Source organism: Streptomyces sp. NPDC021224 (assembly GCF_044332905.1).
Classification (GTDB): Bacteria; Actinomycetota; Actinomycetes; order Streptomycetales; family Streptomycetaceae; genus Actinacidiphila.
In genome coordinates, this window is the sequence record NZ_JBIRPW010000003.1 from 162047 (window position 1) to 187348 (window position 25302).

The 25302-nt window shown below is 73.1% G+C and carries 13 protein-coding genes; 7 read left to right on the forward strand and 6 right to left on the reverse strand.

Annotated elements, in window-relative coordinates; all coding sequences use genetic code 11:
- Positions 1 to 28: 28 nt before the first annotated feature.
- The 6 genes from ACH4PY_RS09250 to ACH4PY_RS09275 all read right to left on the reverse strand — a co-directional run bounded on the left by ACH4PY_RS09250 (position 29) and on the right by ACH4PY_RS09275 (position 11441).
- Positions 29 to 3964, reverse strand: coding sequence for a discoidin domain-containing protein (locus ACH4PY_RS09250; RefSeq protein ID WP_398177936.1), 3936 nt, complete (start codon positions 3962 to 3964; stop codon positions 29 to 31).
- 213 nt (positions 3965 to 4177) lie between these two features.
- Positions 4178 to 7270: an alpha-mannosidase gene (locus tag ACH4PY_RS09255; protein ID WP_398177939.1), complete on the reverse strand. Its 3093-nt coding sequence runs from the start codon at positions 7268 to 7270 to the stop codon at positions 4178 to 4180.
- Positions 7271 to 7349: 79 nt separating this feature from the next.
- Positions 7350 to 8201, reverse strand: coding sequence for an NAD-dependent epimerase/dehydratase family protein (locus ACH4PY_RS09260; protein WP_398177942.1), 852 nt, complete (start codon positions 8199 to 8201; stop codon positions 7350 to 7352).
- The gene (locus ACH4PY_RS09265; protein WP_398177945.1) at positions 8201 to 9103 is read right to left on the reverse strand and encodes a carbohydrate ABC transporter permease; all 903 of its coding nucleotides are present in this window, start codon (positions 9101 to 9103) and stop codon (positions 8201 to 8203) included. The genes ACH4PY_RS09260 and ACH4PY_RS09265 overlap by 1 nt, the downstream gene beginning before the upstream one ends.
- The gene (locus ACH4PY_RS09270) at positions 9100 to 10101 is read right to left on the reverse strand and encodes a carbohydrate ABC transporter permease (protein WP_398177948.1); all 1002 of its coding nucleotides are present in this window, start codon (positions 10099 to 10101) and stop codon (positions 9100 to 9102) included. The genes ACH4PY_RS09265 and ACH4PY_RS09270 overlap by 4 nt, the downstream gene beginning before the upstream one ends.
- Positions 10098 to 11441, reverse strand: coding sequence for an ABC transporter substrate-binding protein (locus ACH4PY_RS09275; protein WP_398177951.1), 1344 nt, complete (start codon positions 11439 to 11441; stop codon positions 10098 to 10100). Before ACH4PY_RS09275 ends, ACH4PY_RS09270 begins: the two co-directional genes overlap by 4 nt.
- Positions 11442 to 11655: 214 nt before the next feature.
- Between ACH4PY_RS09275 and ACH4PY_RS09280 the strand changes: the two genes are divergently transcribed.
- The 7 genes from ACH4PY_RS09280 to ACH4PY_RS09310 all read left to right on the forward strand — a co-directional run bounded on the left by ACH4PY_RS09280 (position 11656) and on the right by ACH4PY_RS09310 (position 25272).
- The gene (locus ACH4PY_RS09280) at positions 11656 to 12438 is read left to right on the forward strand and encodes an IclR family transcriptional regulator (protein WP_398177954.1); all 783 of its coding nucleotides are present in this window, start codon (positions 11656 to 11658) and stop codon (positions 12436 to 12438) included.
- Positions 12439 to 12673: 235 nt separating this feature from the next.
- Positions 12674 to 13993, forward strand: a complete 1320-nt coding sequence (locus tag ACH4PY_RS09285) for an enolase C-terminal domain-like protein (RefSeq protein ID WP_398177957.1) — start codon at positions 12674 to 12676, stop codon at positions 13991 to 13993.
- A complete protein-coding gene (locus tag ACH4PY_RS09290) occupies positions 13990 to 14643 on the forward strand; it encodes a ThuA domain-containing protein (protein WP_398177960.1) in 654 nt (217 codons plus the stop codon). The genes ACH4PY_RS09285 and ACH4PY_RS09290 overlap by 4 nt, the downstream gene beginning before the upstream one ends.
- Complete coding sequence (locus tag ACH4PY_RS09295; RefSeq protein ID WP_398177963.1) at positions 14628 to 15704, forward strand: Gfo/Idh/MocA family protein; 1077 nt, start codon at positions 14628 to 14630, stop codon at positions 15702 to 15704. Before ACH4PY_RS09290 ends, ACH4PY_RS09295 begins: the two co-directional genes overlap by 16 nt.
- A gap of 258 nt (positions 15705 to 15962) precedes the next feature.
- Positions 15963 to 19130 (forward strand): alpha-mannosidase, encoded by a 3168-nt coding sequence (locus ACH4PY_RS09300; RefSeq protein ID WP_398177966.1) that lies wholly within the window; start codon positions 15963 to 15965, stop codon positions 19128 to 19130.
- The gene (locus tag ACH4PY_RS09305; protein WP_398177969.1) at positions 19123 to 21387 is read left to right on the forward strand and encodes an ROK family protein; all 2265 of its coding nucleotides are present in this window, start codon (positions 19123 to 19125) and stop codon (positions 21385 to 21387) included. Before ACH4PY_RS09300 ends, ACH4PY_RS09305 begins: the two co-directional genes overlap by 8 nt.
- 237 nt (positions 21388 to 21624) lie before the next feature.
- On the forward strand, positions 21625 to 25272 hold the full coding sequence (locus ACH4PY_RS09310; RefSeq protein WP_398177973.1) for a glycoside hydrolase family 3 C-terminal domain-containing protein: 3648 nt from the start codon (positions 21625 to 21627) through the stop codon (positions 25270 to 25272).
- The last annotated feature ends 30 nt before the right edge of the window (positions 25273 to 25302 follow it).

The following is a 25302-nucleotide window of genomic DNA, read 5'->3' on the forward strand; positions in this document are numbered from 1 at the left end:
CCGGGCCCGCGCGTTCTTCCGGGGCCGGTCAGCCCGCGGCCGGGCCGAACTCGGCCTCGACCGTGCGGTCGGCCGTGACCGGGACGCTCAGCGCGTTGCCGTCGGCGGGCACGTCGGCCCCGTCCAGCGTCCAGCCGAGCAGCCGGTACCCGGCGGCCGGGACGGCGGTGACCGTCACCGTGTCGCCCTTCTCGTAGCGGCCCGGCTCGGTGGCGTTGCCGGTCACCGTGACCGTGCCGCCGGCCGCGGGTGAGGCGCTCGCGGTCACCGACTGCTGCACCATGGTGATCGCCATGATGTTGAACAGCTTCGCCGGACCGGTGTACGTCGTGCCGTTGTAGCGCATGACGTTCACCGCGCGGACGTCCGCGGACGGACCGGCCTTGACGGTGTAGCCGCCGTCACCGAGGTTGTCCGTGCCCAGGTTGAAGGCGCTGACCTGGCCGGACTCCACGGCCAGGCCGTCGTGCATGCCGTAGCCGAAGACGTCCAGGACCGTCAGGGCGCGGGCGCCCGCGACGTGCACCAGGTCGGTGTTCTTGCGGGTGACGCCGTCGATGGTCTGCGGGAAGAGGTTGCTCCCCAGGCCCCAGCCCGGCTGGTAGAAGCCGGTCCGGTTGACGGCATTGCCGTTGCTCAGGACACCGTCGATCGTGCCGTGGTCGTTGGCGCCGACCGTGATGCCCCGGTTGAGGAAGACACCGCCGACCTTGCGCACCGTGAAGCCGTCGCTGCGCTCCGAGGTGAGGTCGATGCCGTTCCAGGTGTTGGTCATCGTGACGTCGACGACGTAGGTGCCGCGCCCCGCCCCGCGGATGGCGTACGGGTAGGGGACGTAGCCGGTCGCCGGGTTGTTCTCCGGGTGGAAGACCCGCAGGCCGCGGACCCCGGCACCGTCGCCGGCCAGCGTGACGAGCGCGGTGGCGGTGGCGGGGGCCGAGGTGTTCCGGCCCTCGAAGGCGAAGAGCACGGTGCCGCCGCTGTCGCCGTCCTCGTCGCGGTTCGGCGAGGCCGCCGCGCCGCGCAGTTCGACGCCCGCCGGGACCTTCACATGGGTGCTGACGCGGTACCAGCCGGCCGGCAGGTAGACGGTGCCGCCGCCCTGCCTGCCCGCGGTGTCCAGCAGCTTCTGCAGCGGGCCGGTCGCGTCGGCCGCGGGCAGGTAGCCCGCGCCGTGCGGCACGCCGCTCGCGACGTACAGCGCCTGCCGCTTCGGGCCCGGGTCGGCGGTCGCGGCCGGAGCGGCCGGGACGGCGCCGGGCATCCGGACGACGGTGCCGGAGGCGGGGCCGTCCAGGGTGGTGCCGGTGAGCTTCACATAGCCGCCGGTGGTGTTGCGCACCGAGGCCGTGCTGCCCTGGAGGGTGCCGCCCGCGAAGGACATGCCCCAGCGGCTGTCGAGGTCGTCCACCTGGAGGGCGACGTCCGTGCGGACCACCGAGGTGCGCAGGAACGAGCCGGTGAAGGTGGCGCGCTGGCCCTTGACCGTCCGGATGCCGATGTGGAGGTCGGACAGCGAGATACCGGAGAACTGGTCCCATTCGAGGTCACCGAGCACCAGCCCGGTGGCGTTGGCCCGGGTCCAGCGGTCCAGGTCGGCCCGCTTCGGCGGCTGGTAGGCCGCCGGTGCCTTCGCCCAGTAGGCGTTGGAGAAGGTGACGTCGCTCCAGGTGCCGACGTCCGAGCCGTTGTACGCGGTCGCTCCGGCCGACAGCACGGTGCCCTTGACGTCGGCGACGGTCGCCGACTCGTGCACCTGGCCCTGCACCGCGGGACGCCCGCGGTCGTCGGCCTTCGTGGAGATGCCGATGCCCTGGTAGGAGTTGAGCATCGTGACGTGTGCGACGGTGCCCATCATGAAGTTGGCGTCGCTCTGCCAGGCCGAGCCCGGGATCTCGAACGTGTTGCCGTACGGGACCGGGTGGGCGGCGTTCTGGCGCGGGTAGTACGTGGTGACGCCCTGCACGGAGGCGCTGCCGCCGATCCGGAAGAGCACCGGGCCGTCCGCGCCGGACGGCAGATCGGCGCTGATCACGGTGCCGTACGAGCCCGAGCCGGTGTCCGGGTCACGCCGGTCGCCGCGCAGCGAGCAGAAGGCCGGGACCTCCACGGTGGTGGTGATCCGGTAGGTGCCCGCGCCCATCCACACCGTGCCGCCGCCCGCGTCCTGGCAGTCGTACAGCGCCCGCTGCACGGCGGCCGTCGCGTCCTTGCGGCCGGTGGCGTCGGCGCCGTAGGCACGGACGTCGAAGTCGGCGACCACCGGGTCGGGGGTGGGGTAGCGGGTGTGCACGAGCACCGGGTGCGGGGTGACGGCGTTGCGCCGGTGCACCTCCAGGTCGGCCAGCGCGACCTTGTTCGCGCCGGGTGCGTAGCCGGTCACCGCGAGCCGGACGTAGCGCGCGGTGGTGATCGGGAAGGCGGTGCTGGTCGCGGAGCCCGCGCCGGTGGCGCCGCTGCGGCCGACGGTGGTGAAGTGCCGGCCGTCGGTGCCGACCTGCACGGTGTAGTCCCAGCCGAAGGAGCCCTGCCAGGTGGCGAGCACCTGGTCGAAGCGCTGCGGCTTGCCCAGGTCCACCGTGAAGGTCTCGCCCTTTCCGGCGTCGCCGCTGGTCCAGGCGGTGCCGCCGTTGCCGTCGATGGCCGCGGCGGGGGAGGAGCCGGCCGCGGAGCTGGACGCGGTGGCGGTGCCCAGGTGCGCCAGGTCGGTGTTCACTGCCAGCGCGTGGAAGGCGTCGAGCGCCGCCTGCAGGGTGTGGAAGGCGGTACGGGCCTGCTCGTCCGTCACGCCGGTGCCCTCGGCGACCGTACGGGCCTGGTCCGCGGCCTGCTTCAGGGCCTCCTTGGCGCCCGCCGGGTACTGGCCGTCGCGGGTGCCCTCGCGGGCGGCGAGGTAGGCCAGGTCGGCCTGGGCGACGAGCTGCTTCAGGCCCGTCGTCGGGTCGAGGGTCTTCGGCAGCGCCGTCACCGTGACCCGGGCGACCTTGAGTTCGGCCGCGCTGCCGCCGGTCGTGATGCGGAAGTCGGAGCCGTTGGAGCGGTTGGTGAGGATCGCGTCGTCCAGCACGAAGGTGTGGGTCCTCCACGTCCCCGAGTCGCCGTAGGTGAACAGCGGCGACTGCTTGAACATCTGCGGGATGGTGTCGCCCGGGGAGTCGTACTCCAGCTGGATCCCGCCGCTGCCCTGGTCGTAGTAGTCGATGCTGACGGCCACCGGGTCCGTGGTGTCGTAGACCACGGTGTCGTCGGCGTTCATGTAGAAGAAGCCGGTCTCGGCGCCCGCGTGGCTGTGGTCGGTCTGCCAGTAGCCGCGGCCGTCCACGGTGCCGGTGACCAGGTGGGAGTCGTTGTCGCCCGCGCGCGGGTCGACACCGTGCGTCTCGACCGTGGGGCCGAGGTCCACCGACAGGCCCGCGGCGATCCGCACCCGGGCCACCGTGACGTCGGCCGGAGCGCCGCCGTCCGTACCGGAGATCCGCAGCTCGCGGCCCGCGGAGAAGTCGGCAGGGACGGTGAAGGCCGCGGTGGTGAAGTCACCGGACCCGGCCAGCGCGACACTGCCCAGCGCGTCCCCGGAGCCGGTGCCCCGGGTGAGCTGGAGGGTGCCGCTGCCGGTGTCCTGGTAGGTGACGGCGACGGTGAGCTGACCGGCCGTCACGGTGTCGGTGTAGTCCTGGTCGAGGTCGAACGCCAGGTATCCGGCGCCGTTCGCGACGTCGGTGCGCCAGTACGGCGTACCGTCCTGCGTCCCGGTCCGCAGCGCGGAGGCGTCGTCACCGGCGGTCGCGGTCAGGCCCAGGGTGAAGGGGTCGGGGCCGAGATCGGCGCCGACGCCCAGCGGGTAGAGGGTGGGCGCGGCGGCCCACGCCGGCAGCGAGGCCGGCAGCAGCAGCGCGGCCACGGTGAGCAGCAGCAGCGCGGGGGCGCGCAGCAGCGCCCGGAGCGGGGAACGTCTGGGTGGCACGGGGACAACCTCCGGAGGATCACGACAGGACGTACGGTCAGGGGTCGTGCGGATGGTGCGTGTGCGTGCGGTGCTGTTCTTGCCGGTGGTGCGGTGCGGGCCCGGTTCCGGGGCAGCCGGAACCGCCGGACCGGCGGACCGGCCCGGGGCGGGCCCGGACCGCGCCGCCCCCGTCGGCAGGGGGCGGCGCGGCCGTTCAGGGGTGGCGCGGGGTCAGGCCCGGCGCAGCCGGAGGGTCAGGATCTGGAAGGGCCGCAGCTCCAGCGGCAGTCCGCCGTCGGCGCCGGCCGCCACCGGCTCCAGCGGGTTCTCCAGCAGGTCGGTGACCTCGGCCCCGGCCAGGGCGAAGCCGGTGTGCAGCACACCGCGGGCGGCGCCGCCGCGCGACTCGTACAGCCGCACCACGACGTCGCCGCTGCGGTCGTCGGCGAGCTTGACCGTCTCCACGGTGATGTCCGGGTTGTCGACGGTGACGAGCGCGGGCCCGCCCGCCGGCGCCGCGCCCGCGGGGCGCAGCGGCAGGTTGAAGGCGTAGCCCGCGGCGACGGCGTCGCCGACCCCGGCGCCGACGACGAGCGCGTAGCCGAAGCTGTGCCGGCCGCGGTCGGCCTGCGGGTCGGGGCTGTGCGGGGAGCGCAGCAGCGACAGCCGCAGCGTGGTCGTGGTGCCGCCGTCCTCACGGGTGGTGCGGGACACGTCGTGGCCGTAGGTCGAGTCGTTGACGACCGCGGCGCCCCAGTTGTGCTCGCCGATGTGCACCCAGCGGTGCGCCCACAGCTCGAAGCGGGCCGCGTCCCAGCTCGTGTTCTCGTGCGTGGGGCGGCGGACGTGGCCGAACTGGATCTCCGCGCTCTCGGTCTCGGCGTGCACGTTGACCGGCCAGGCGGCCTTGAGCAGGGTGTCGCGCTCCTGCCAGTCGATGTCGGTCCTGACGGCCAGCCGGTCGCTGCCCGCCGTCAGCTCCAGGTGCTGCACCAGGTGCGAGTCGCCGAACGCGCGCTCCACCCGTACCGACGCCAGCAGCGGACCGGACTCGGCGATCTCGACGGACACCGCGTCGGTGAGGTCCCGGACGGTGTCGCGGTAGTAGCCGTCGATGTTCCAGGCGCTCCACAGGTTCGGGTCGTCCGGGTGCAGCTGGAGCAGGTTGCCCGCGGCGCCCGGCGCGATGGCCTCGCGGCGCGCCCGCAGGTCGTACGCCGAGCGCACCAGGCCCTGGGCGTCGACGACGACCCGCAGCACCCCGTTGTCGAGGGTGATCGTGCCGTCCTCGGCGACCGCGGTCACGGCCTGGGTACCGGCAGGGTCGACGGCCCGGCCGCTGCCCAGCGCGGGCGCCTCGACCAGCACGGCCTGCCGCCCGTCGGACAGCCGCTGGCCGCCCTCGGTGTGCATGCCCTCCGGCAGCAGCGCGACCTCGCGGCGCGCGTAGGGCCCGGCGTTGAAGAACGCCACCCCCTCGCCGCCGTCCAGCGCGGTGCCGATCACCTCGGCCAGCTCCGCCTGGAGTTCGCCGTGCACCTTCTCGGCCTCCTGGTGCACCCAGGCGATCGACGAGCCGGGCAGGATGTCGTGGAACTGGTGCAGCAGCACCCGCTGCCAGATCGACTCCAGCTTCTCGTACGGGTAGGGCGCCCCGCCCCGCACCGCCGCGGCCACCGACCACAGCTCGGCCTCGCGCAGCAGCGCCTCGGCGCGCCGGTTGCCGTGCTTGGTGCGGGCCTGGCTGGTGTACGTGCCGCGGTGGTTCTCCAGGTACAGCTCGCCGCGCCAGACCGGCAGCTTCTCGTACTCCGCGCGGGCGGCGGCGAAGAAGTCCTCCGGGTGGCCGACCTCGACGCGGGTGGAGCCCTCCAGGTCGCGCAGCCGCCGGGCCTTCTCCAGCATCTCGCGGGTGGGGCCGCCGCCGCCGTCACCGAAGCCGAACGGGGCCAGCGAGCGGGTCGCGGCGCCCTTGTCGGCGAAGTTGTTCTCGGCGTGCGCCAGTTCGGCGCCGGTCAGGCTCGCGTTGTAGGTGTCGACGGGCGGGAAGTGGGTGAAGATGCGGGTGCCGTCGATGCCCTCCCACGCGAAGGTGTGGTGCGGCAGCCGGTTGGTCTCGTTCCACGACAGCTTCTGGGTGAGGAACCACTTGGCCCCGGCGAGGGTGGCCAGCTGCGGGTAGGCGGCGGTGTAGCCGAAGGAGTCCGGCAGCCACACGCCCTCCTGCTCCAGGCCGAACTCCTCGGCGAAGAAGCGGCGGCCGAAGACCAGCTGCCGGGCCAGCGCCTCGCCGCCGGGCAGATTGCCGTCGGCCTCCACCCACATGCCGCCGACCGGCGCCCAGTTGCCCTCGGTGATCGCCTTCTTGATGCGCTCGAAGATCTCCGGGCGGCGCTCCTTGATCCACGCGTACTGCTGCGCGGACGAGCACGCGAAGACCAGCTCGGGGTATTCCTCGGCGAGCGTCGTCATGTTGGTGAAGGTGCGGGCGCACTTGCGCACCGTCTCCCGGATCGGCCACAGCCACGCCGAGTCGATGTGCGCGTGGCCGACCGCGGTGACGGTGTGCGCGGACGCGTATGCCGGGCGGGACAGCACGTCGGCGAGCCGGTCGCGGGCGGCCTGCGCGGTACCCGCGACGTCCCGCACGTCGACCGCGTCGATCGCGTGCGCCAGCGCGCGCAGGATCTCGTGCCGCCGTGAGCCGCCCACGGGCAGCTCGCGCATCAGCTCGTCGAGCACCTCCATGTCGTGCAGCAGGTGCCAGACGGTGTTCTCGCGCACCGCGATGTGCGCCTCGCGCAGCAGGTAGAGGTGCTCGGTGCCCGCGGTCTCCTTGGAGCCGAACCACGTCCCGACCGACTTCGCGCCCTCGATCATCGGGTTGGCGGCCAGCTCCACCAGCAACTCCACCGGCTCGCCGCCCGCGGCGGACTCGGCGAGCAGCACACTGCGGTGGTGCGGGTGCAGGCCCTGCAAGGGGGAGCCGGAGGCGTCGTGGGCGAAGCCCTCCGCCTGCCCGCCCGGCCCCTTGGTGGGGTCGAAGCCCAGGTCGAAGACGGCCTCGACGCGACGGCCCGCCCACTCCTGCGGGACGCGGCCGGTGGCCTTGAGCCAGCTGGTCGACCAGGGGCCGCCCCAGGTCTCGCCGATCGCCGTCGGCTCGTACGCGGCGGCCAGGGCGTCCGCCACCGGGACGGGTTCGCCCGGGACGTGCCAGACGGTCAGGTCCAGGTCCACCGGGTCGCGGTAGAGGGCGGGCCTGACCACCTGCGCGAGGAATTTGGTGATCCGCTCTTCGACGATATGCCGGTCGTCATGCACTGGTGTGCTCTTTCTGCTGGGGGTTTGCCGAGGGCCGGGGGAGGGTGCGGTCAGCGGCGGGAGGGGGATGCGTGCGACATCAGCTCTCTCCTTCGGTGGTACGCCAGGTGAGCCGGGGGACGAACCCCAGCAGATCGGTGCATGCCGTCGTGTCGAACAGGCTCGCGTGCCCCGTGACCGAGGGCGGTACGGGTACGCCGGGGTGGTGCGCCGCCATCAGCTCCGCCGAGGGCACGGCCGACGTGGTGTCGGCGGCGGTGACGTTGACGACGTGGCAGCCGGTCACGTCGCCCTCGACGGCGAGCCGGATCGCCCGCGCCGCGTCGTCCGTGTGCAGCCAGCCCCACAGGTCGTGCCGCTGCGCCGCGGGATCGGCCGCGCAGGTGGCCAGGAAGTCCGCGAGCCGGTCGCCGGTGCCGGTGAACGGGAAGCGCATGCACACCGCGTCCAGCCCCCAGCGCCGGTGCGCCGTCCGGGCGATCTCCTCCAGCACCACCTTGGACAGCCCGTACGGGTCGCGCACCAGGCTCGGGTGCCCCTCGTCCAGCGGCACGTAGGACGGCGAGACCGGCACCGGGGACCACGCGAGGCCGGCCGCCGCCATGCTGGAGGCGGCCACCACGCGGCGGACCCCGGAGCGGCCGGCCTCGTCGAACACCCGGTGCGCCGAGAGGCAGTTGGCGGCGAACATCGCGCTGTGGTCGGGCACGTTGGGGTGCGGGATCGCCCCCAGGTGGACGACCGCGTCCACGCCGTCCACGGCCTTGCTCACCAGGTCGGCGTCCTGCAGGTCGCCGGTGTGCACCCGCAGCGCGCGCGGCTCGTCCACCGGCAGCAGGTCGGTGAGCACCAGCTCGTGGCCGGCCGTGAGCAGCTCTTCGGTGACATGGCCGCCGATGTGGCCGGCGGCGCCGGTCACCAGGATCCGCATCAGCCCTTCACCGCCCCGACCAGGCCGTTGACGAAGTAGCGCTGCAGGGCCAGGAAGAGCAGGACCACCGGCACCACGACGATGAGCGCGCCGGCCATCAGGTTGTTGTAGTGCGGCACGTTCTCCGAGGCGAGGGTTTGCAGGCCCAGCGGCAGCGTGTAGGTGTTCGGGTCGTTGAGCGACACCCGGGTGAGCAGGTACTCGTTCCAGGTGGGGATCGCGGTGATCAGCGCCACCGTGATGAGCGCCGGGCGGGTCAGCGGCAGGTAGATGCGGGTGAAGATGTGGAACTCGTTCGCCCCGTCCACCCGCGCCGACTCGCGCAGCTCCTTCGGCACGGACGCGAAGGCACCGGTCATCAGCAGCACCGACAGCGGTGCGCCGCCGTTGACGAAGGGCAGCACCAGTCCCATGTGGGTGCCGAGGATGCCCATCTTGTTCTCCAGCAGCACGATCGGCAGCATCACCGTCACGCCGGGCACGAACAGCAGCGCGACGAACAGCTTCTGGAGCGCGCCGCGGCCGGGGAAGTCCAGCACCGCGAAGGCGTAGCCGGCGGCCGCGTAGACCACCAGCGTCAGCACCACGGTCAGCAGGGTGACTTCCAGGCTGTTCATGAAGTAGCGGAAGAAGTGCAGCTGGTTCCACGTGCTGGTGAGGGTGTCCAGCGTCGGGTGGTGCGGGATCAGATGGCCGCCGCGGACCACCTCGATCTGGTCCTTGAAGGCCGCCGACACCATCCACAGGAAGGGGTAGATGCTGATCACGCCGTAGAGCGCGAGCAGCACCCCGACCAGTACCCGGGCACTGACCCTGCGGGCGCGGGCCGCCGCGGCGCCGTCCTTGCGGTTTGCGTCTCCGCTGCCGCGGCCCGTCCCCGAGCCGAGGGAAATCGTTGTCATGTTTTGCTCCGCATGACTCGCAGGTTGATCAGCGCGATGACCAGCGCGGCGGCGAACAGCAGCCAGCCCAGCGCGCTCGCCAGGCCCAGCGTCGGCGCGAGGTCCTTGAGGAAGGCCAGCCGGTAGGCCTCCAGGCCCAGCACGTTGGTGTGGTCGCCGGGTCCGCCGTTGGTCATCACCAGGAAGGTCTGGAAGCCCTGCAGCGAGTCGCGCAGGTTGAGCAGCACCACGATCGAGGTGATCGGCCGCACCAGCGGCCACACCACCGAGACATTGGTGCGCCACCAGCCCGCGCCGTCGAGCTGCGCGGCCTCCAGCACGCTGCGGTCGATGCCCTGGAGCCCCGTCAGGTACAGCAGCATCGCGACCGGCACCGCGCCCCACACCGTGACGACGATCATCGTCGGCAGCGCGGTGTCCGGGTTGCCGAGCCAGCCCTGCGGCTGACTGAGCGAGCCCATGCCCAGACTGCTCAGCACGGTGTTGATCGCGCCGTCCGGCTGGAGGATGTACTGCCAGGCGAAGAACACCGCGACGCCGCTGGTCACGTACGGCACGAAGTAGACCGAGCGCAGCAGGCCCTGCATCCGCTTGGCGGAGTTGAGCAGCACCGCGAGCGGGAAGGACACCAGCACGGTCAGCAGCGGTACGAAGATCATCACGTAGAGCGTGTGCTTCGCGGCGTGGTGCAGCCGGGGGGCGTAGGCGGGGTTCTGCCAGAGCAGGTCCTTGTAGTTCTGCAGGCCCACCCAGTCCCAGTGCGGCGCGAAGCCGTTCCACCGGGCGAAGCTGAGCATGAAGCCGTAGCCCACCGTGTACAGGCCCATGACCGCGAAGAGGATCACGGCCGGGGCGACGAACAGATAACCGGAGAAGGCCTCGTAGGTGCGGCGGCGCATACGGCGGCCGCCCTCGGGGCCGGCCGCGTCCGCCGGCCGGGGGGCGCCCCGGCCGGCGGCGGCCGTCTCCGTCAGTACGGGACGGGGTGCGGTGCTCACTTGTTCGCCGTCGCCCAGAAGTTGTTGTTCAGCTTGGCCAGGGCCTTGCCGGTGGCGTCCACGCCCTTCTGCTTCAGCGGCGTGAGGTCGGCGAGGATCTCCGCCATCGAGTCCTGGTCGTAGCCCGGCGGCCGGAAGTCGGCGACGTTCGGGTCGTAGGTGTTCTCCGGGGTCCCCTCGAAGGCCTTGGTCATGTCGGCGAGGGTCGCGCCCATCACCGAGGCGGCGTCCGCGCCGAGTTCGGTGGAGGGCACCTCGGTGGCGTCCTTGGCGAACTTCGAGGCGACGTCGGGCTGGCCCAGGAACTTCATCCACTTGAGCGCGTTGTCAGGGTGCGCGCTGGTGGAGGTGACGGCCAGGCCGGTCAGGGCGAGCGGGGCGAGCGCCGGCTTGGGCACCGCGCCGGACTGCGGGCCGGGGAAGCCGAAGGCCATGACGTCGTCGGGGTTCATGCCGTTCTGCTGGAGGAAGGCCAGCGTGAAGGTGCCGCCGATGTCCCAGGCCGACTTGCCCTGGGCGAAGGCCTGGTCGGCCGCGTCGATGTCCAGGGTCTGGGTGCCGGGCATCCAGTACGGCTGCATCTTCGCGTAGTCGGCGAGCACCTTCTGGCCGTCGGGCGAGGCGAAGTCCGTGGCGGCGTCCTTGTTCCACAGCGCCTGGTACTTGTCCTTGCCCAGTTCGCCGAAGGCCAGCGGCTGGAGCGCCCAGGTCAGGCCGGTGGCCTTGACCTTCAGACCGAGGGAGACGCCGCCGTTCTTCGGGTCCTTGTCGGTCGTCGCCTTGAGGTCGGCGAGCCACTCCTCGTAGCTGGCCGGGGGCTTGGTGACGCCCGCCGCGGCCAGCATCTTCTTGTTGCCCATGATGATGCCGAAGGTGCCCGAGGTCAGCGGCACGCTGAAGCGCTGGCCCTCCTTGACGCCGTGCGACTTGGAGTCGGTGGGGACCGACTCCTTGTAGTGCGCGGGGGTCACCGTGCCGGAGGTCTGGACGCCCTTCTGGTACAGGCCGCTCCAGTCGCTGCCGACGTCCTTGGCGATGTCCTTGGTGATGCCGGTGGCACCGAGCGCGAAGTCCTCGCCGTCGGAGTGCACTTCCAGGACGTCGGGCAGGTCGTGCGTCTTGGCGGCGGCCTGCACCTTGGTGGTGTAGGCGTCGTCCGGGCCGTACGCCTGGACGTTCACCGTGATGCCGGTCTGCTTCTTGAACTCCGCCGCCGCGTTCTTCAGCGCCGCCACGTGGGACTGCTTGAAGGTCCACATGGTCAGCGACTTGGCGTCGCCGCCACCGGAGGAGCCGCCGCCGCACGCGGCGAGCGGGCTCATCGACAGGACGGCCGCCACCGCTCCCGCGGCAAGTCTCGTTTTCGGGGTAAAACGTGCGAATGGTGTGCGCATGGGCCCCTACCTAGGCTTCGGCCGTTCAGAAGACCGAATGACGTTGGAGTCCCTGAACTTAGGGTCGTGTTTGGTATAGCGTCAAGACGCGCGCTGAGGTGAGATGGGCACAGCGCGGCCGAGAGGCGTCGGCGCGGGGAGCGGAGGATCAGTGGAATCGGTGGCAGAAGCGGCGCGCGGACGGAAGCCGGAAGAGGTCAAGTCCGCGGCGCGCGTGCTGGAAGTGCTGGAGCTGCTCGGGGTGCAGGGAGCCCGCCTCTCACTGGCGGAGATGGCCGCGGCGATGTCCGTGCCGAAGAGCAGCCTGCATGCGATCCTGCGGACCATGGAGGCCCGCAGATGGGTCGACCTGGACGCGTCGGGCACGCGCTACGGCATCGGTCTGAAGGCGCTGCTGACGGGCACCGCCTACCTGGAGGGCGACGACGTCACGAGCCTGGCCGGGCCGGTGCTGGACGCGCTCGCCGAGGAGACCGGCGAGGCGGTGCACCTGGGCAGGCTGGATGGCACGCACGTCGTCTACCTGGCCAAACGCGAGTCCAGACATGCGCTACGGATGTACTCGGCGGTCGGCCGCCGACTGCCCGCGCACGCCACCGGGCTGGGCAAGGCGGTACTCTCGCAGCTCGATCCGGCCGAGGTGCAGCGCCGGCTGGACTGGCCGCTGGAGCGGCTGACCCCCAGCACGGTGACCGACCCCGACTCCTTCCTGGCCCAGCTCGCCGAGACCCGGCTGCGCGGCTGGGCGACCGACGACGGCGAGAACTCCGTCGACATCCGCTGTGTCGCGGTGCCGCTCGGCGGCGGCCAGGGCATGGACGCGATCAGCTGCTCCGCCCCCAAGAGCCGAATGGACGACGCCCGGCTGGAAGAGGTCGCGCAGGCCGTCACCGAGGCCGCGCACAGCCTCAGCACCCTGCTCAAACGCCTCGGCCAGCACTGACCGGCCGCCCCTCGGCCGCCCCCAGTCGCTCCCGGCACGCCCCGGCGTCCCCTCCGCGCCGCCGGTGCGTGCCGCGGCATGCCCTGCCGCCTCTCGCAGACCAACTCCCGCTGACCGCAGGGTTGTTGACGGGTGACCGGGTGGCGGCCGCGGACAGGCATTGACAACTGTCGACCGCCCTCCATACGTTCGGATGGCAGTACGACATTCTGCTATCTGTACGTGGGAGTCCCACATGGCATTGCCTGATGCCGGCACCGACAGCCATACCGGCACCGACCCCGGCCGTCCCGTCGTCCTCGCCCCCGCGCCCTGGGTCGAGGAGCGCGGAGCCGCCGTACGCATCACGGCCGTTCGCACGTTCCTGACGGCCCCGCACGGCTGTCCGCACCTCATCGTCCGGGTCGAGACCGACGACCCCGGACTCTACGGCCTCGGCTGTGCGAGCGACCCCCAGCGTACGCTGGCCGTCCGGTCGGTCCTCGACGACTACGTCGCCCCGATGCTGGTGGGGCGCGACCCCGACGACATCGAGGACATCCACCGGCTGCTGCTCAACAGCGGCTACTGGCGCGGCGGCTCCGTCACCGGCAACGCCCTCGGCGGTGTCGACGTCGCCCTGTGGGACCTGAAGGCCAAGCGCCTCGGGGTCCCGCTGCACTCGCTGTTCGGCGGCCGGGTCCGGGCCTTCGCCGAGGCCTACACGCACGTCGACGGCCAGGACGCCGCCGAGATCGCCGACAAGGTGCTGGCCGCCCGCGAGCGCGGCTACCGGCACGTCCGGATCCAGGCCGCGGTGCCCGGCGCCGACACCTACGGCACCGCGGGCGGCGGCGCGGCCGACCCGCAGGCGGTGCACGAGCGGCGCGTGCCGTGGGACAGCGCCGGCTACCTGCGGCACGTCCCGCCCGTCCTCACCCGGGTCCGCGAGCTGGTCGGCGACGACGTCGAGCTGCTGCACGACGTCCACGAGCGCCTCGACCCGCGGCAGGCCCGGGAGTTCCTGCGCCGTGTCGAGGACGCCCGGATGTACTTCGTGGAGGACCTCCTCGCCCCCGAGGACGCCGGCCACTTCAAGCGGCTGCACGACGCCTCGCCCGTCCCCCTCGCGGTCGGCGAACTCTTCCACGACCCGGCGCAGTTCACCGCGCTGCTCGCCGGACCCGACATCGACTTCGCCCGGATCAGGGTCCCCACGCTCGGCGGACTGACCCCGGCGCGCAAGATCGCGGCGATGTGCGAGCTGCGCGGGGTGCGCCTGGCGCCGCACGGCCCGGCCGACGTCAGCCCGGTCGCGCAGGCCGCGACCCTGGCCATGGACATCTCCAGCCACGCCTTCGGGGTGCAGGAGGCGGCCGTCTTCAAGCCGCCGGTGCACGAGGTCTTCCCGGGTACGGTCGTGGCGGAGGGCGGGGGCCTGCGCCCGCACGATACGCCCGGGCACGGCGTCGACTTCGACGAGGCCGCCGCACGCCGGTACCCGGTACCCGAACCGCTGGCCCACGACCGGTGGGCCCTGCTGCGCAACACCGATGGGAGCGTGCAACGCCCGTGACCGAATCCGTACGGAAGGCCCTTGTCGTCCGGGGCGGCTGGGAGGGGCACAGCCCGGTGGAGATCACCGGCCTCTTCCTGCCCTTCCTGGAGGAGAACGGCTTCGCCGTCGAGATCTCCGACTCGCTCGACGTCTACACCGACGAGGCCCTGCTGGCCGGTACCGACCTGGTCGTCCAGTGCTGGACCATGGGCGAGATCACTCCCGGGCAGAGCCGCGGCCTGTCCGCGGCGGTGCGCGCGGGCACCGGCTTCGCCGGCTGGCACGGCGGGGTCCTGGACTCCTTCCGCGGCGACCTGGACTACGCCCAGCTGACCGGCGGCCAGTTCCTCATGCACCCGGCCGGGTTCGTCGACTACACCGTCGAACTGGCGGACGGCGGCCACGAGATCACCGCGGGCCTGAAGGACTTCGCCGTCCACACCGAGCACTACTTCATGTCCACCGACCCGGCGAGCGAGGTGCTGGCCACCTCGGTCTTCCCGGCCGCCGGGGACCGCTCGCGGGACGTGGTCATGCCGCAGGTGTGGACCAGGACGCACGGCGGGGGACGGGTCTTCGTCTCCGCCATCGGCCACAAGGCCGACGACTTCGACGTGCCCGAGGTGCGGGCGATCACCGAGAGGGGACTTCTGTGGGCGAGCCGCTGAGGATAGGCATGGTCGGGGCCGGCAAGATCAGCGGCCAGTACCTCGACACCATCGCCCGGCTGGAGACCCTGCGGCTGACCGCCGTCACCGACCTCGACCCGGAGCGCGCGAAGGAGGCCGCCGCTTCGGCCGGCGCCGAGGTCGCGGGCGACGTCGCCGAACTGGTCGCGCGCGACGACGTGGACGCGGTGCTCAACCTGACGATCCCGGCCGTGCACGCCGAGGTCGCGCTCGCCGCGATCGCGGCGGGCAAGCACGTCTACGGCGAGAAGCCGCTGGCCGCGACCCGCGCGGAGGCCACCGCCGTCCTGGCCGCCGCGCGCACCGCGGGCGTACGGGTCGGCAGCGCGCCGGACACCGTGCTCGGCACCGGCACCCAGACCGCGCGCAAGGCGGTCGACGACGGGCTGATCGGCCGGCCCGTCGCCGCGACCGCCTTCATGACCACCGCGGGCCACGAGGCCTGGCACCCGGACCCGGAGTTCTACTACCGGCCGGGCGGCGGGCCGCTGCTGGACATGGGCCCGTACTACCTCTCGGCGCTGGTGCACCTGCTCGGCCCTGTCGTCCGGGCGACCGGCGCGGCCAGCACCCCGCGCGCCGAGCGGGAGATCGGCAGCGGGCCGCGGGCCGGGCAGCGCTTCCCGGTCGAGGTCGACACACACGTCACGGGCGTGCTGGAGCACGCGGGCGGCGCGCTGTCCACGCTGGTGATGAGCTTCGACATCCACGCCGCCCACCTGCCGCGGATCGAGGTGCACGGCACGCGGGGCTCGCTCGGGGTGCCGGACCCGAACGGCTTCGACGGCCCGGTGGAGCTGTTCACCGGCGGCGCGTGGCAGGAGCTGCCGGTCTCCGCGGGGCACCGTGGCGCCGGACGCGGCACCGGGCTCGCGGACCTCGCCGACGCCGTGGCCGGGGACCGCCCGCACCTGGCGTCGGGCGAACTCGCCGAGCACGTCCTGGACGTGATGCTCACCCTGCTGGACGCGGCGCACGAGGGCCGGTCGCTGCCGGTCGCCACCGCTTGCGAGCGCCCGGCGGCGGTGCCGCTCACGTAAGCCCGCCACCAGCGGCGGCACGGGCACGGAAGGCGGCGGAGGGACCGGTCATGGGGGCCGGTCCCTCCGCCGCCTTTTCGTCTGCACGATGTCATGTCAATTAATGTCCGAAGAATGCGCGGCGCGGCGGTTAATTCGCCTGACGTATACGTCTTCGCAGGTCACGACCAGCAGGAAAGCCGAAAGTGTCGTAAGCGTTGACTTGATAACACACATGGTTTTACATAGCGGTTACTGGCTGGACAGGAAGGGCTGCCCATGCATGACCGGACCACTTCCGGGGAAGAGCGCACGGCCGCCTTCCTCGCCGACAGGCTGCGCCCCGCGCTCTATCCGCAGCGGCTGCCCATGGATGTCGGCGCCTGGCACATCGCCGGCGAACCGGTGCCCGCCGAGGTGGCCCTGCGTGCCGACTACACCCCCTTCGCCGTGGGCGAGCCCTGGGGCCGCCCCTGGGCGACCAGCTGGTTCGACGTCCGCGCGACCGTGCCCGAGCGCTGGGCCGGGCGCCGCGTCGAGGCGCTCGTCGACCTCGGCTCCGAGGAGGGCGCCGGGGAGTACGGCGGCCGCGCCGAGGCCCTCGTCCACGACGCCCACGGCATCCCGCTGCAAGGCCTGCACCCCGGGCTCGGCGCGGTGCTGCTGCACCGCTCGGCGTCCGGCGGCGAGAGCGTCCGGCTGCTCGTCGAGGCCGCGGCCAACCCCCGCATCGAGGGCGGCAGCGGCGCCGGCACCCGCTACGGCGACCCCGTGACCGCCGGCGACACCCCGCTGTTCCGGCTGCGCCGGGCGGACCTGGCCATCCGCGACGAGGACGTCTGGCAGCTCGTCCACGACGTCGAGACACTGCTCGGCCTGATGCGCGCACTGCCCGCCGACGCCCCGCGGCGGTACGAGATCGCCGTCGGCCTGGAGCGCGCGGTCGCCGCCGTCGATCCGCGCGCGGTCGGCCGGACCGCGGCCCGCGCCCGCGGCGTCCTCGCCCCGCTGCTCGCCCGCCCGGCCCACGACTCCGCCCACCACCTGGACGCCGTCGGCCACGCCCACATCGACTCCGCCTGGCTGTGGCCGGTGCGCGAGACCGTGCGCAAGTGCGCCCGCACCTTCAGCACCATGGCCGCGCTCGCCGAGGAATACCCCGAGCTGATCGTCGCCGCCTCCGCCGCCCAGCACTACGCCTGGACCAAGGAGCACCACCCGCACGTCTTCGAGCGGATACGCAAGGCCGTCGCGCACGGCACCTGGGCGCCGGTCGGCGGCATGTGGGTCGAGGCCGACGCCGAACTGCCCGGCGGCGAGGCGCTGGTGCGGCAGTTCGTCTACGGGCGGCGCTTCTTCCGCGACGAGCTGGGCGTCGAGGCCGACGGGGTCTGGCTGCCCGACGCCTCCGGGGCCTCCGCCGCCTTCCCGCAGATCGCCGCGCTGTCCGGCGCCACCTGGTTCCTCAGCCGCCGCCCCGACCCGGGCTGCGGCCCCGCCCACCACACCTTCTGGTGGGAAGGCCTCGACGGCACCCGGCTGTTCACCCACCTCGCCCCCGGCGGACCCGAGGGCAGCGAGCTGACCGCCGGGGACACCGCGGACGCCGTCGCCGGCTTCGCCGAGAAGGGCCTGGCCACCCGCTCCCTGCTGCCCTTCGGCCGCAGCGACGGCGGGCCCGACCGCGCGATGCTGGAGCGCGCCCGCCGCCTCGCCGACCTCGACGGAGCCCCGCGCGTGACGCTCCGCCAGCCCGGCCACTTCTTCCGCGACGCCGCCGCCGAGTACGCCGCCCCCGCGGGCGCACCGGCCGGACCCGCCGGGGGAGAGTCCTGCGTGGCCGCCCCGGTGTGGCGCGGCGAGATCGACCTGACCCCGCACACCGGTGCGTACACCAGCCAGGCCCGCACCAAGCGCGGCAACCGGCGCAGCGAGGCGCTGCTGCACGAGGCCGAGCTGTGGTCGGCGACCGCCGCGGTACGGCTCGGCGTCAGCTACCCCTACCAGGAGCTGGAACGGCTGTGGAAGAAGGTGCTGCTCCAGCAGTGCCACGACATCCTGCCCGGCACCTCGATCGCCTGGGTGCACGAGGAGGCCGAGCAGACCCACCGCGACGTCCACCGCCGCCTCGACCGGCTCGTCCGGCGCGCGGCCGGCGACCCCGAGGGCACCCACGTGCTCAACTCCGCGCCGCACGCCCGCCGTGAGGTCGCCGTGCTCCCCGCCCCCGAGGCCGGGACCGGCACCTTCTACCCCACCGCGCAGCCGCTGCCCGACGGCAAGGTGGCCGTCCTGGCGCAGGCGCCCGCCCTCGGCGGCGGCCCCGCCGGACTCCCGCTCGACGGCACCGCCCCGGTCACCGTCACCCCCGCGGAGGACGGCGGGCACGTCCTGGACAACGGGCTGCTGCGGGTCCGTGTGGACGCCCACGGCCTGGTGCGCTCCGCGGTCGACCTGGCCACCGGGCGCGACGCCATCGCCCCCGGCGAGGCGGGCAACCTGCTCCAGCTGCACCGCGACGAGCCGGCCGGCTGGAGCGCGCTGCAGCTCGACCCCGGCTACCGCGCCACCCGCCGCGACCTCGACACCGCCGAGCGGGTCGAGGTGCGGGCGGCCGGACCGCTGCTCGCCGTCGTGCGGGTGACGCGCGGCACCGGCCGTTCCACCGTCGTCCAGGACCTCGCGCTGGGCGCGGGCAGCCGGGCGCTCGCGGTGGACACCGAGATCGACTGGCGCGAGCAGGACACCGTGCTCAAGGCCGCCTGGCCGCTCGACGTGCACGCCGAGAACACCCGCGCCGAGGTGCAGTTCGGGCACGTCACCCGCCCCACGCACGAGAACACCGCACAGGACGCCGCCCACCAGGAGGCCGCCGCCCAGCGCTGGATCCACGTCGGCGAGCACGGCTTCGGCGTCGCCCTGGCCGGTGACGCGGGCTACGGCTACGACGTCACCCGGCACACCCGCGCCGACGGCGGCACCACCACGGTCGTCCGCAGCACCCTGCTGCGCGCCCCGCACAGCCCCGACCCGCACGCCGACCGCGGTGTCCAGCACTTCCGGCACACCCTGCGCCCGGGGGCCGGGGTCGGCGACGCGGTCGCCGAGGGCTACGCGCTCGCGCTGCCGCTGCGGCCCGGTCCCGCGCTGCCGCAGGAACCGCTGGTCGGGGTGGACCACCCGGACGTGCTGGTCGAGACGGTCAAGCTGGCCGACGACCGCAGCGGAGACATCGTTGTCAGACTGTATGAATCGCGTGGTGGCCGCGCGCGTGCCACGCTTGCGGCCGGCTTCCCCGTCGCCGCCGTCCACGAAACCGACCTGCTGGAGTCCCCGCTGAGCCCCCGCCCGCACGCCGCCGACGGCGTACCGCTCACCCTGCGCCCCTTCCAGATCCTCACGCTGCGGCTGACCCCGGCCGCCGCGCAGGGGGTGGGCCGTGACTGAGGTCCGCACCGTCACCGCCGTCGCGGGGGAGCCGGGGGAGCAGGCGGACCCACGGTCCGGCAGCCGCGAGGTCCTGCGCGGGTGGGCCGCCGAGGGCGGGCCGCTCGCGGTCCGCGCCCGGGTGGTGCTGCTCGCCGAGGAGGGCGTGCGGGACGCCGAGATCGCCCGCCGCCTCGGCATCTCCCGGCAGACCGTCGGCACCTGGCGGCACCGCTGGCAGAGCGCCGGACTGCGCGGCCTCGAGCAGCGCCCGCGCACCGGACGGCCCGCCACCGTCGACGAGGCGGAGGTCGTCACCCGCGCGCTGCTCGCCCCCGGCGGCAGCGGCGCGGGCCGGGCCATCGCCCGCGAACTGGGCCTGTCGCACGCCACGGTGGCTGCCATCCGCCGCCGCTGGCGCCTCACCCCGGACGCCGCCGGGCCCGGCCCCGAGGTGCCGACCGTCCCGCCGCTGCCCGGCCCCGACGTGTGGGTGCTCGGCCTCTACGCCGACGCCCGCCGGGCGGTGCTGCTGGCCGGGACCCGCAGTCGCCCGGCCGCCGCGCCGGGCCCGGCCGCGACCGTGATCGGCGAGGACGTGCTGGCCGGGCTGGGCCGGGCGCTGGAGGAGCGGCGCCCCGCGGGCCGCGCCGCCGCCGCACCGCGGCAGCCCGGTCCGGACGGGCTCGCCGCCTTCCTCGCCGCCGCGGCCGGGCACCACCCGGACATCGCGCTGCACGCCGTCACGCTGTGGGACGACGCGGCCGTGCCGGACGTGCCGCCCACGGCGGCGCCGGGCGGGCCCAGCCGGCACCTGCTGCCGGCCCGCTCGTCCTGGCGCGGCTTCCTGCGCGCGATGGTCGCCCTGGACAGCACCAGCCACCCGGAGTCCTCGCGCCGCGTCTACCTCGACCTGATCGCCGCGCTCCAGCAGTCCGAGGGCCCGGTGGGCTGGCTGCGGGAGAGCGTCGCCGGGCACCTGCGCGCACCGCGGACGGCGGCCCCGGACGCCGCCGTTCTGGGAGCGGTCCCACGCCAGGTGTCCTCCAGCGGTGTCAACCAGATCGACCTGGGCTCGTTCAACGAGTGCGTGGTGATCGAGGCGGTGCGGCTGGCCGGCACCATCACCCGCGGCGAGATCGCGCACCGCACGGGCCTGACCCAGCAGTCCGTCTCCCGGATCGCCCGGTCGCTGCTGGACCGCGGCATCCTCGTCGAGGACGCGCAGCGCCGGGCGACCTCGGGCAAGCCGCGCACCCCGGTGCGGCTGTGCGGCAGCGCGGCGCACGCGCTGGGCCTGCACATCGATCCCGAGGTCATCACCGCGGTGGTCATCGACCTGGACGGCGCCCTCGTGTGCACCTGCACCCGGCCGGTCAGCGCCGACATCGACCCGGGCGACTTCGTCGCGCAGGTCGTCGCGCTGGGCCGGGAGGCGCTGGAGAAGGCGCGCGGCGCGGTGCGCGAGGACGGCTTCCTCGGTATCGGCGTCGCCGTGCCCGGCCCGGTCGACATCGCGTCGGGCACGGTGCTGGACCCGCCGCTGATGTCGGCGTGGAACGACCTGCCGCTGCTCTACCTGCTCCAGGACCACTTCCCCTGCCCGGTGATCATCGAGAAGGACTCGCTGGCCGCGGCGGCGGGGGAGCGGTGGATCGGCCGCGACCGCCGGGCACGCGACTTCGCGTACCTCTACCTCGGTACGGGGGTGGGCTCCGGCCTCTATCTCAACGGCGACATCTACCGCGGGGTGAGCGCCAACGCGGGGGAGTTCGGCCAGCTGTGCGCGGTCGCGCTGGGCCGGGTCGGCCCGGACGGCAAGCCCGAGCTGCTGCCGGAGTGCAATCCGCCGGTGTCCGTCCCCGAGGCCGCGGCGCGGCTGGGCCTGCGGGCGGCGGGCGGCGCCGACCTGCCGCCGCCGGGCGGCTCCTCGGCGGCCTACCGCGCGGTGGGACGGGCGGCGGCGGGCGGCGACCCGGCGGCGGTCGCCGCGCTGCGCGAGGTCGCGGGCGCGGTCGGGCGCGGCGCGCTGGGCCTGGTCGATCTGCTGGACATCGACCTGATCGTGCTGGGCGGCCCCTTCTTCACCGACGACACCGCGTCCTACTACCTGGACGAGATCCGCCGGGTGGTCAACGACTTCCCGCAGGCGCGCCGGCTGCGGCAGGTCGAGGTGGAGCCGTCGGTGCTCAGCGCGGAGGCCGCGGCGGTCGGCGCGGCCTCGACGATCTTCCACGCCACCTTCACCCCGCGGCTGCGCGGCCGGGACCGCCCCTGAGCGGTGCTGCCGGGCCCGTCACCACCGTGTCATTGCAAGAAACTTGCGCAATTTGCGTGATCCGGCATGCCATTTTCCAGCATTATTCATCGGATAATTTCGCGCATACGTCTTGACCTTGCATCAGAACTGGCCACACACTGCCCAGTTGTTACCGCACTGCCCGGACCTTTCTCCGGACTTGGACGAAAGTCGCGGAGCGGCCCGGGTCCCTGCTCGATGACGTACGGAGGCAGGATGGACCAGCGAAAGCGCCGGCGCGCGGGAGTCGCCGTCGCGTGCGCCCTGGCGTGCGCGGCCGCGTTGACCGCGGGGAGCGGCGCCGCGGCCGTGGCCGGCACCCCCCGCGCGACGGCCGCGGCCACCCCGATCTACCTGGACACCCACTACTCCTTCGAGGAGCGCGCCGCGGACCTGGTGTCCCGGATGACGCTCCAGGAGAAGGTCCAGCAGCTCAGCACGAACAACGCCCCCGCCATTCCGCGGCTCGGCGTCCAGCAGTACACCTACTGGAGCGAGGGCCAGCACGGCGTCAACCGGCTCGGCGCGGACACCGCGGCGGGCGGCCAGGGCGAGCTGAACCCGGCGGCGACCAGCTTCCCGGTCAACTTCGCGTCGTCGATGTCCTGGGACAAGGACCTGATGTACCAGGAGACCACGGCGATCTCCGACGAGATCCGCGGCTTCCTCGACAAGTCGCTGTTCGGCAAGGGGCAGAACAACCTCGGGCCCTCGGCCGACGACTACGGCTCGCTCACCTTCTGGGCGCCTACCGTCAACCTGGACCGCGACCCGCGCTGGGGCCGCACCGACGAGGCCTTCGGCGAGGACCCGTACTTCGTCGGCCAGATGGCGGGCCAGTTCATCGACGGCTACCAGGGCAACAACCAGGACGGCAGCTCCCCCACGGGCTACCTCAAGGTCGCCGCGACCGCCAAGCACTACGCCCTCAACAACGTCGAGGACAACCGCACCGGCATCAGCTCCGACGTGAGCGACACCGAGCTGCGCGACTACTACACCGCGCAGTTCCGCGACCTGATCGAGCAGGCGCACGTCGCGGGCCTCATGACGTCGTACAACGCGATCAACGGCACCCCGTCGGTCGCCGACACGTACACCACCGACGAGCTGGCCCGGCGCACCTTCGGCTTCGACGGCTACATCACCTCCGACTGCGGCGCCGTCGGCACCGGCTGGCGGCAGTTCCCCGGCGGCCACGACTGGGCGCCGCCCGGCTGGACCACCGACCACGCCGACAACCCCACCTGGACCGAGACCGCGACCGGCAAGAAGCTCTCCGGCCAGGCCGGCAGCCAGGCCTACGCGCTGCGCGCCGGCACCGACCTGAACTGCACCGGCGACGAGGCCACCACCGCGAACATCCAGGAGGCCATCGCCTCCGGCGCGCTCGGGGAGGGCGTCGTGGACACCGCGCTGGTGCAGGTCTTCAGCGTGCGGATGGCCACCGGCGAGTTCGACCCGGCGGGCTCGGTGCCGTACACGAAGATCACCAAGGACCAGGTGGAGAGCCCCGCGCACCAGGCGCTGGCCACCAAGGTCGCCGACAACTCGCTGGTGCTGCTGAAGAACGGGAAGCCGGCCGCCGCCAAGGCGCCGCTGCTGCCGGTGGACGTCACCAAGGCCAAGAAGGTCGTCGTCCTCGGCGACCTCGCCGACACCACCACCCTCGGCCTCTACTCCGGCAAGCCCACCCACACCACGACCCCGCTGCGCGGCGTGCTCAACGCGGTCCACTCGGTCGACCCGTACGCCTCGGTGGTCTACGACGCGGCCGGCACCTCCTCGACCGCGACCGGCCCGGCCGTGCTCAGCGACGCCACCAAGGACGCGATCAAGGCCGCCGACCTGGTCGTGGTCTTCGTCGGCACCACCCAGGCCAACGGCGACGAGGGCAACGACCGCGACAACCTCGCGATGCCCGGCAACTACCGCTCGCTCATCGACCAGACCGCCGCCCTCGGCAACGACAGGACGGCGCTGGTCATCCAGTCCGACGGCCCGGTCACGATTGACGACGTGCAGGACAAGGTCTCCTCGGTCCTCTTCAGCGGCTACAACGGCCAGGACCAGGGCACCGCGCTCGCCGACGTCCTCTTCGGGAAGCAGAATCCGTCGGCGCACCTCAACTTCACCTGGTACAAGGACGACTCGCAGCTCCCCGACAAGCAGAACTACGGCCTCACCCCGGCCGAGACCGGCGGACTCGGCCGCACCTACCAGTACTTCACCGGCGAGCCGACCTACCCCTTCGGCTACGGCCTGAGCTACACCACCTTCTCGTACAAGAACATCACCGCGAACAAGTCCTCGATCACCGCGGACGGCACCGTGAAGATCGGCGTGGACGTCACCAACACCGGGAAGACCCCCGGCGCGGCCGTCGCCCAGCTCTACGCCACCACGCCGTTCGACGTGCCCGGCATCGACATGCCGCAGCAGCGGCTCGCGGGCTTCGGCAAGACCAAGGTGCTCGGCCCCGGGAAGTCCCAGCACCTCACCTTCACCGTCGCGGCCGCCGACCTCGCGGTGTGGGACGCCGCCGCCTCCCGGCAGACCGTGCCCGCCGGCGGCTACCGCTTCTCCGTCGGCCCCGACTCCGCGCACCCCGCGGGCAGCACCAAGGTCAAGGTCACCGGCACCCTCACCCCGAAGGTGCAGACCGTCACCGTCCAGCCGGAGAACGTGGTGCTGGAGGCGGGCGCCACCTTCTCGCTCGCCGGGAAGAACCGGTGGATCAAGGACGACACCGACCACACCCGGGAGCAGCGCGACACCTCGATCACCGCCGACGGCGTCGTGGAGGCGGTCAACAACGACCAGTCCTTCGTGGACCTGACGAAGAGCAAGGTCCGCTACGCCAGCAGCGACCCGGCGGTCGCCTCGGTCGACGCGGACGGCACCGTGCACGCGGTCGCCGACGGCGTCGCGACCCTGTCGGCCACCGTCGGCGGCGTCACCGGCTCCGCGCCGATCGTCGTCCGCGACACGCTGACCCTCACCGCACCGCCCGTCGCCGCCGCGGGCAGCACCGTCACGGCGACGACCACGTACACCAACGGCAGCCCGCAGGCCGTGCAGAACGTGGCCGTGGGGCTCACCGTCCCGGACGGCTGGCAGGCCACCGCCGCCACCCCGGACGTCTTCGGTGAGGTCGGCCCCGGGCAGTCGGTCACCACCCGGTGGAACGTGACCGTCCCCGACGGGGCGAAGCCCGACAACCTCACGCTCGGCGCGACCGTCAGCACCCCGGGCGGCGACTACGGTGCCCAGGCCCCGGTCACCGTGCCGTACGCCTCCTTCGCCGCCGCCTTCGACAACTCCGGCATCAGCGACGACGCCAACACCAAGACCGGCAGCATCGACGCCGAGGGCGCCAGCTTCTCCCTCCAGGCGCTCGCCGCACAGGGCTGGACGGCGGGGAAGAGCACCGACCACGACGGGCTGTCCTTCCCCTGGCCCGCCACCGCGGGCACCGGCGAGCCCGACAACGTCGTGGCGGGCGGCCAGGCCGTCCAGATCACCGGCACCGGCAGCAAGCTCGGCTTCGTCGGCACCAGCACCTTCGGCTCCACCTCCGGCACCGGCGTGATCCTCTACACCGACGGCACGACCCAGACGTACGCGCTGGCGCTGTCGGACTGGTGGGCCGGATCACCCTCGCAGGGCAGCGACTTCGCCGCCAGCACGCCGTACCTGAACAACGGCGGCGGGCAGCAGACGCAGACCGTGCACATGTCCGCGGCGACCGTGGACCTGCTGCCGGGCAAGACCGTGCAGGCGATCACCCTGCCGGACGTCAGCAAGGGGCAGATCGACCACCAGGTCGGCATGCACCTGTTCTCGGTCGCGATCGGCGGCTGACCCGCCCGCGGCGCACACGGCGGCGGCCGC

Bases quoted from the DNA above. Each gene is read 5' to 3' on its own strand.
- ACH4PY_RS09260 (WP_398177942.1), bottom strand. From the start codon at position 8,201: ATGCGGATCCTGGTGACCGGCGCCGCCGGCCACATCGGCGGCCATGTC.
- ACH4PY_RS09265 (WP_398177945.1), bottom strand. From the start codon at position 9,103: ATGACAACGATTTCCCTCGGCTCGGGGACGGGCCGCGGCAGCGGAGAC.
- ACH4PY_RS09285 (WP_398177957.1), top strand. From the start codon at position 12,674: ATGGCATTGCCTGATGCCGGCACCGACAGCCATACCGGCACCGACCCC.
- ACH4PY_RS09300 (WP_398177966.1), top strand. From the start codon at position 15,963: ATGCATGACCGGACCACTTCCGGGGAAGAGCGCACGGCCGCCTTCCTC.
- ACH4PY_RS09310 (WP_398177973.1), top strand. From the start codon at position 21,625: ATGGACCAGCGAAAGCGCCGGCGCGCGGGAGTCGCCGTCGCGTGCGCC.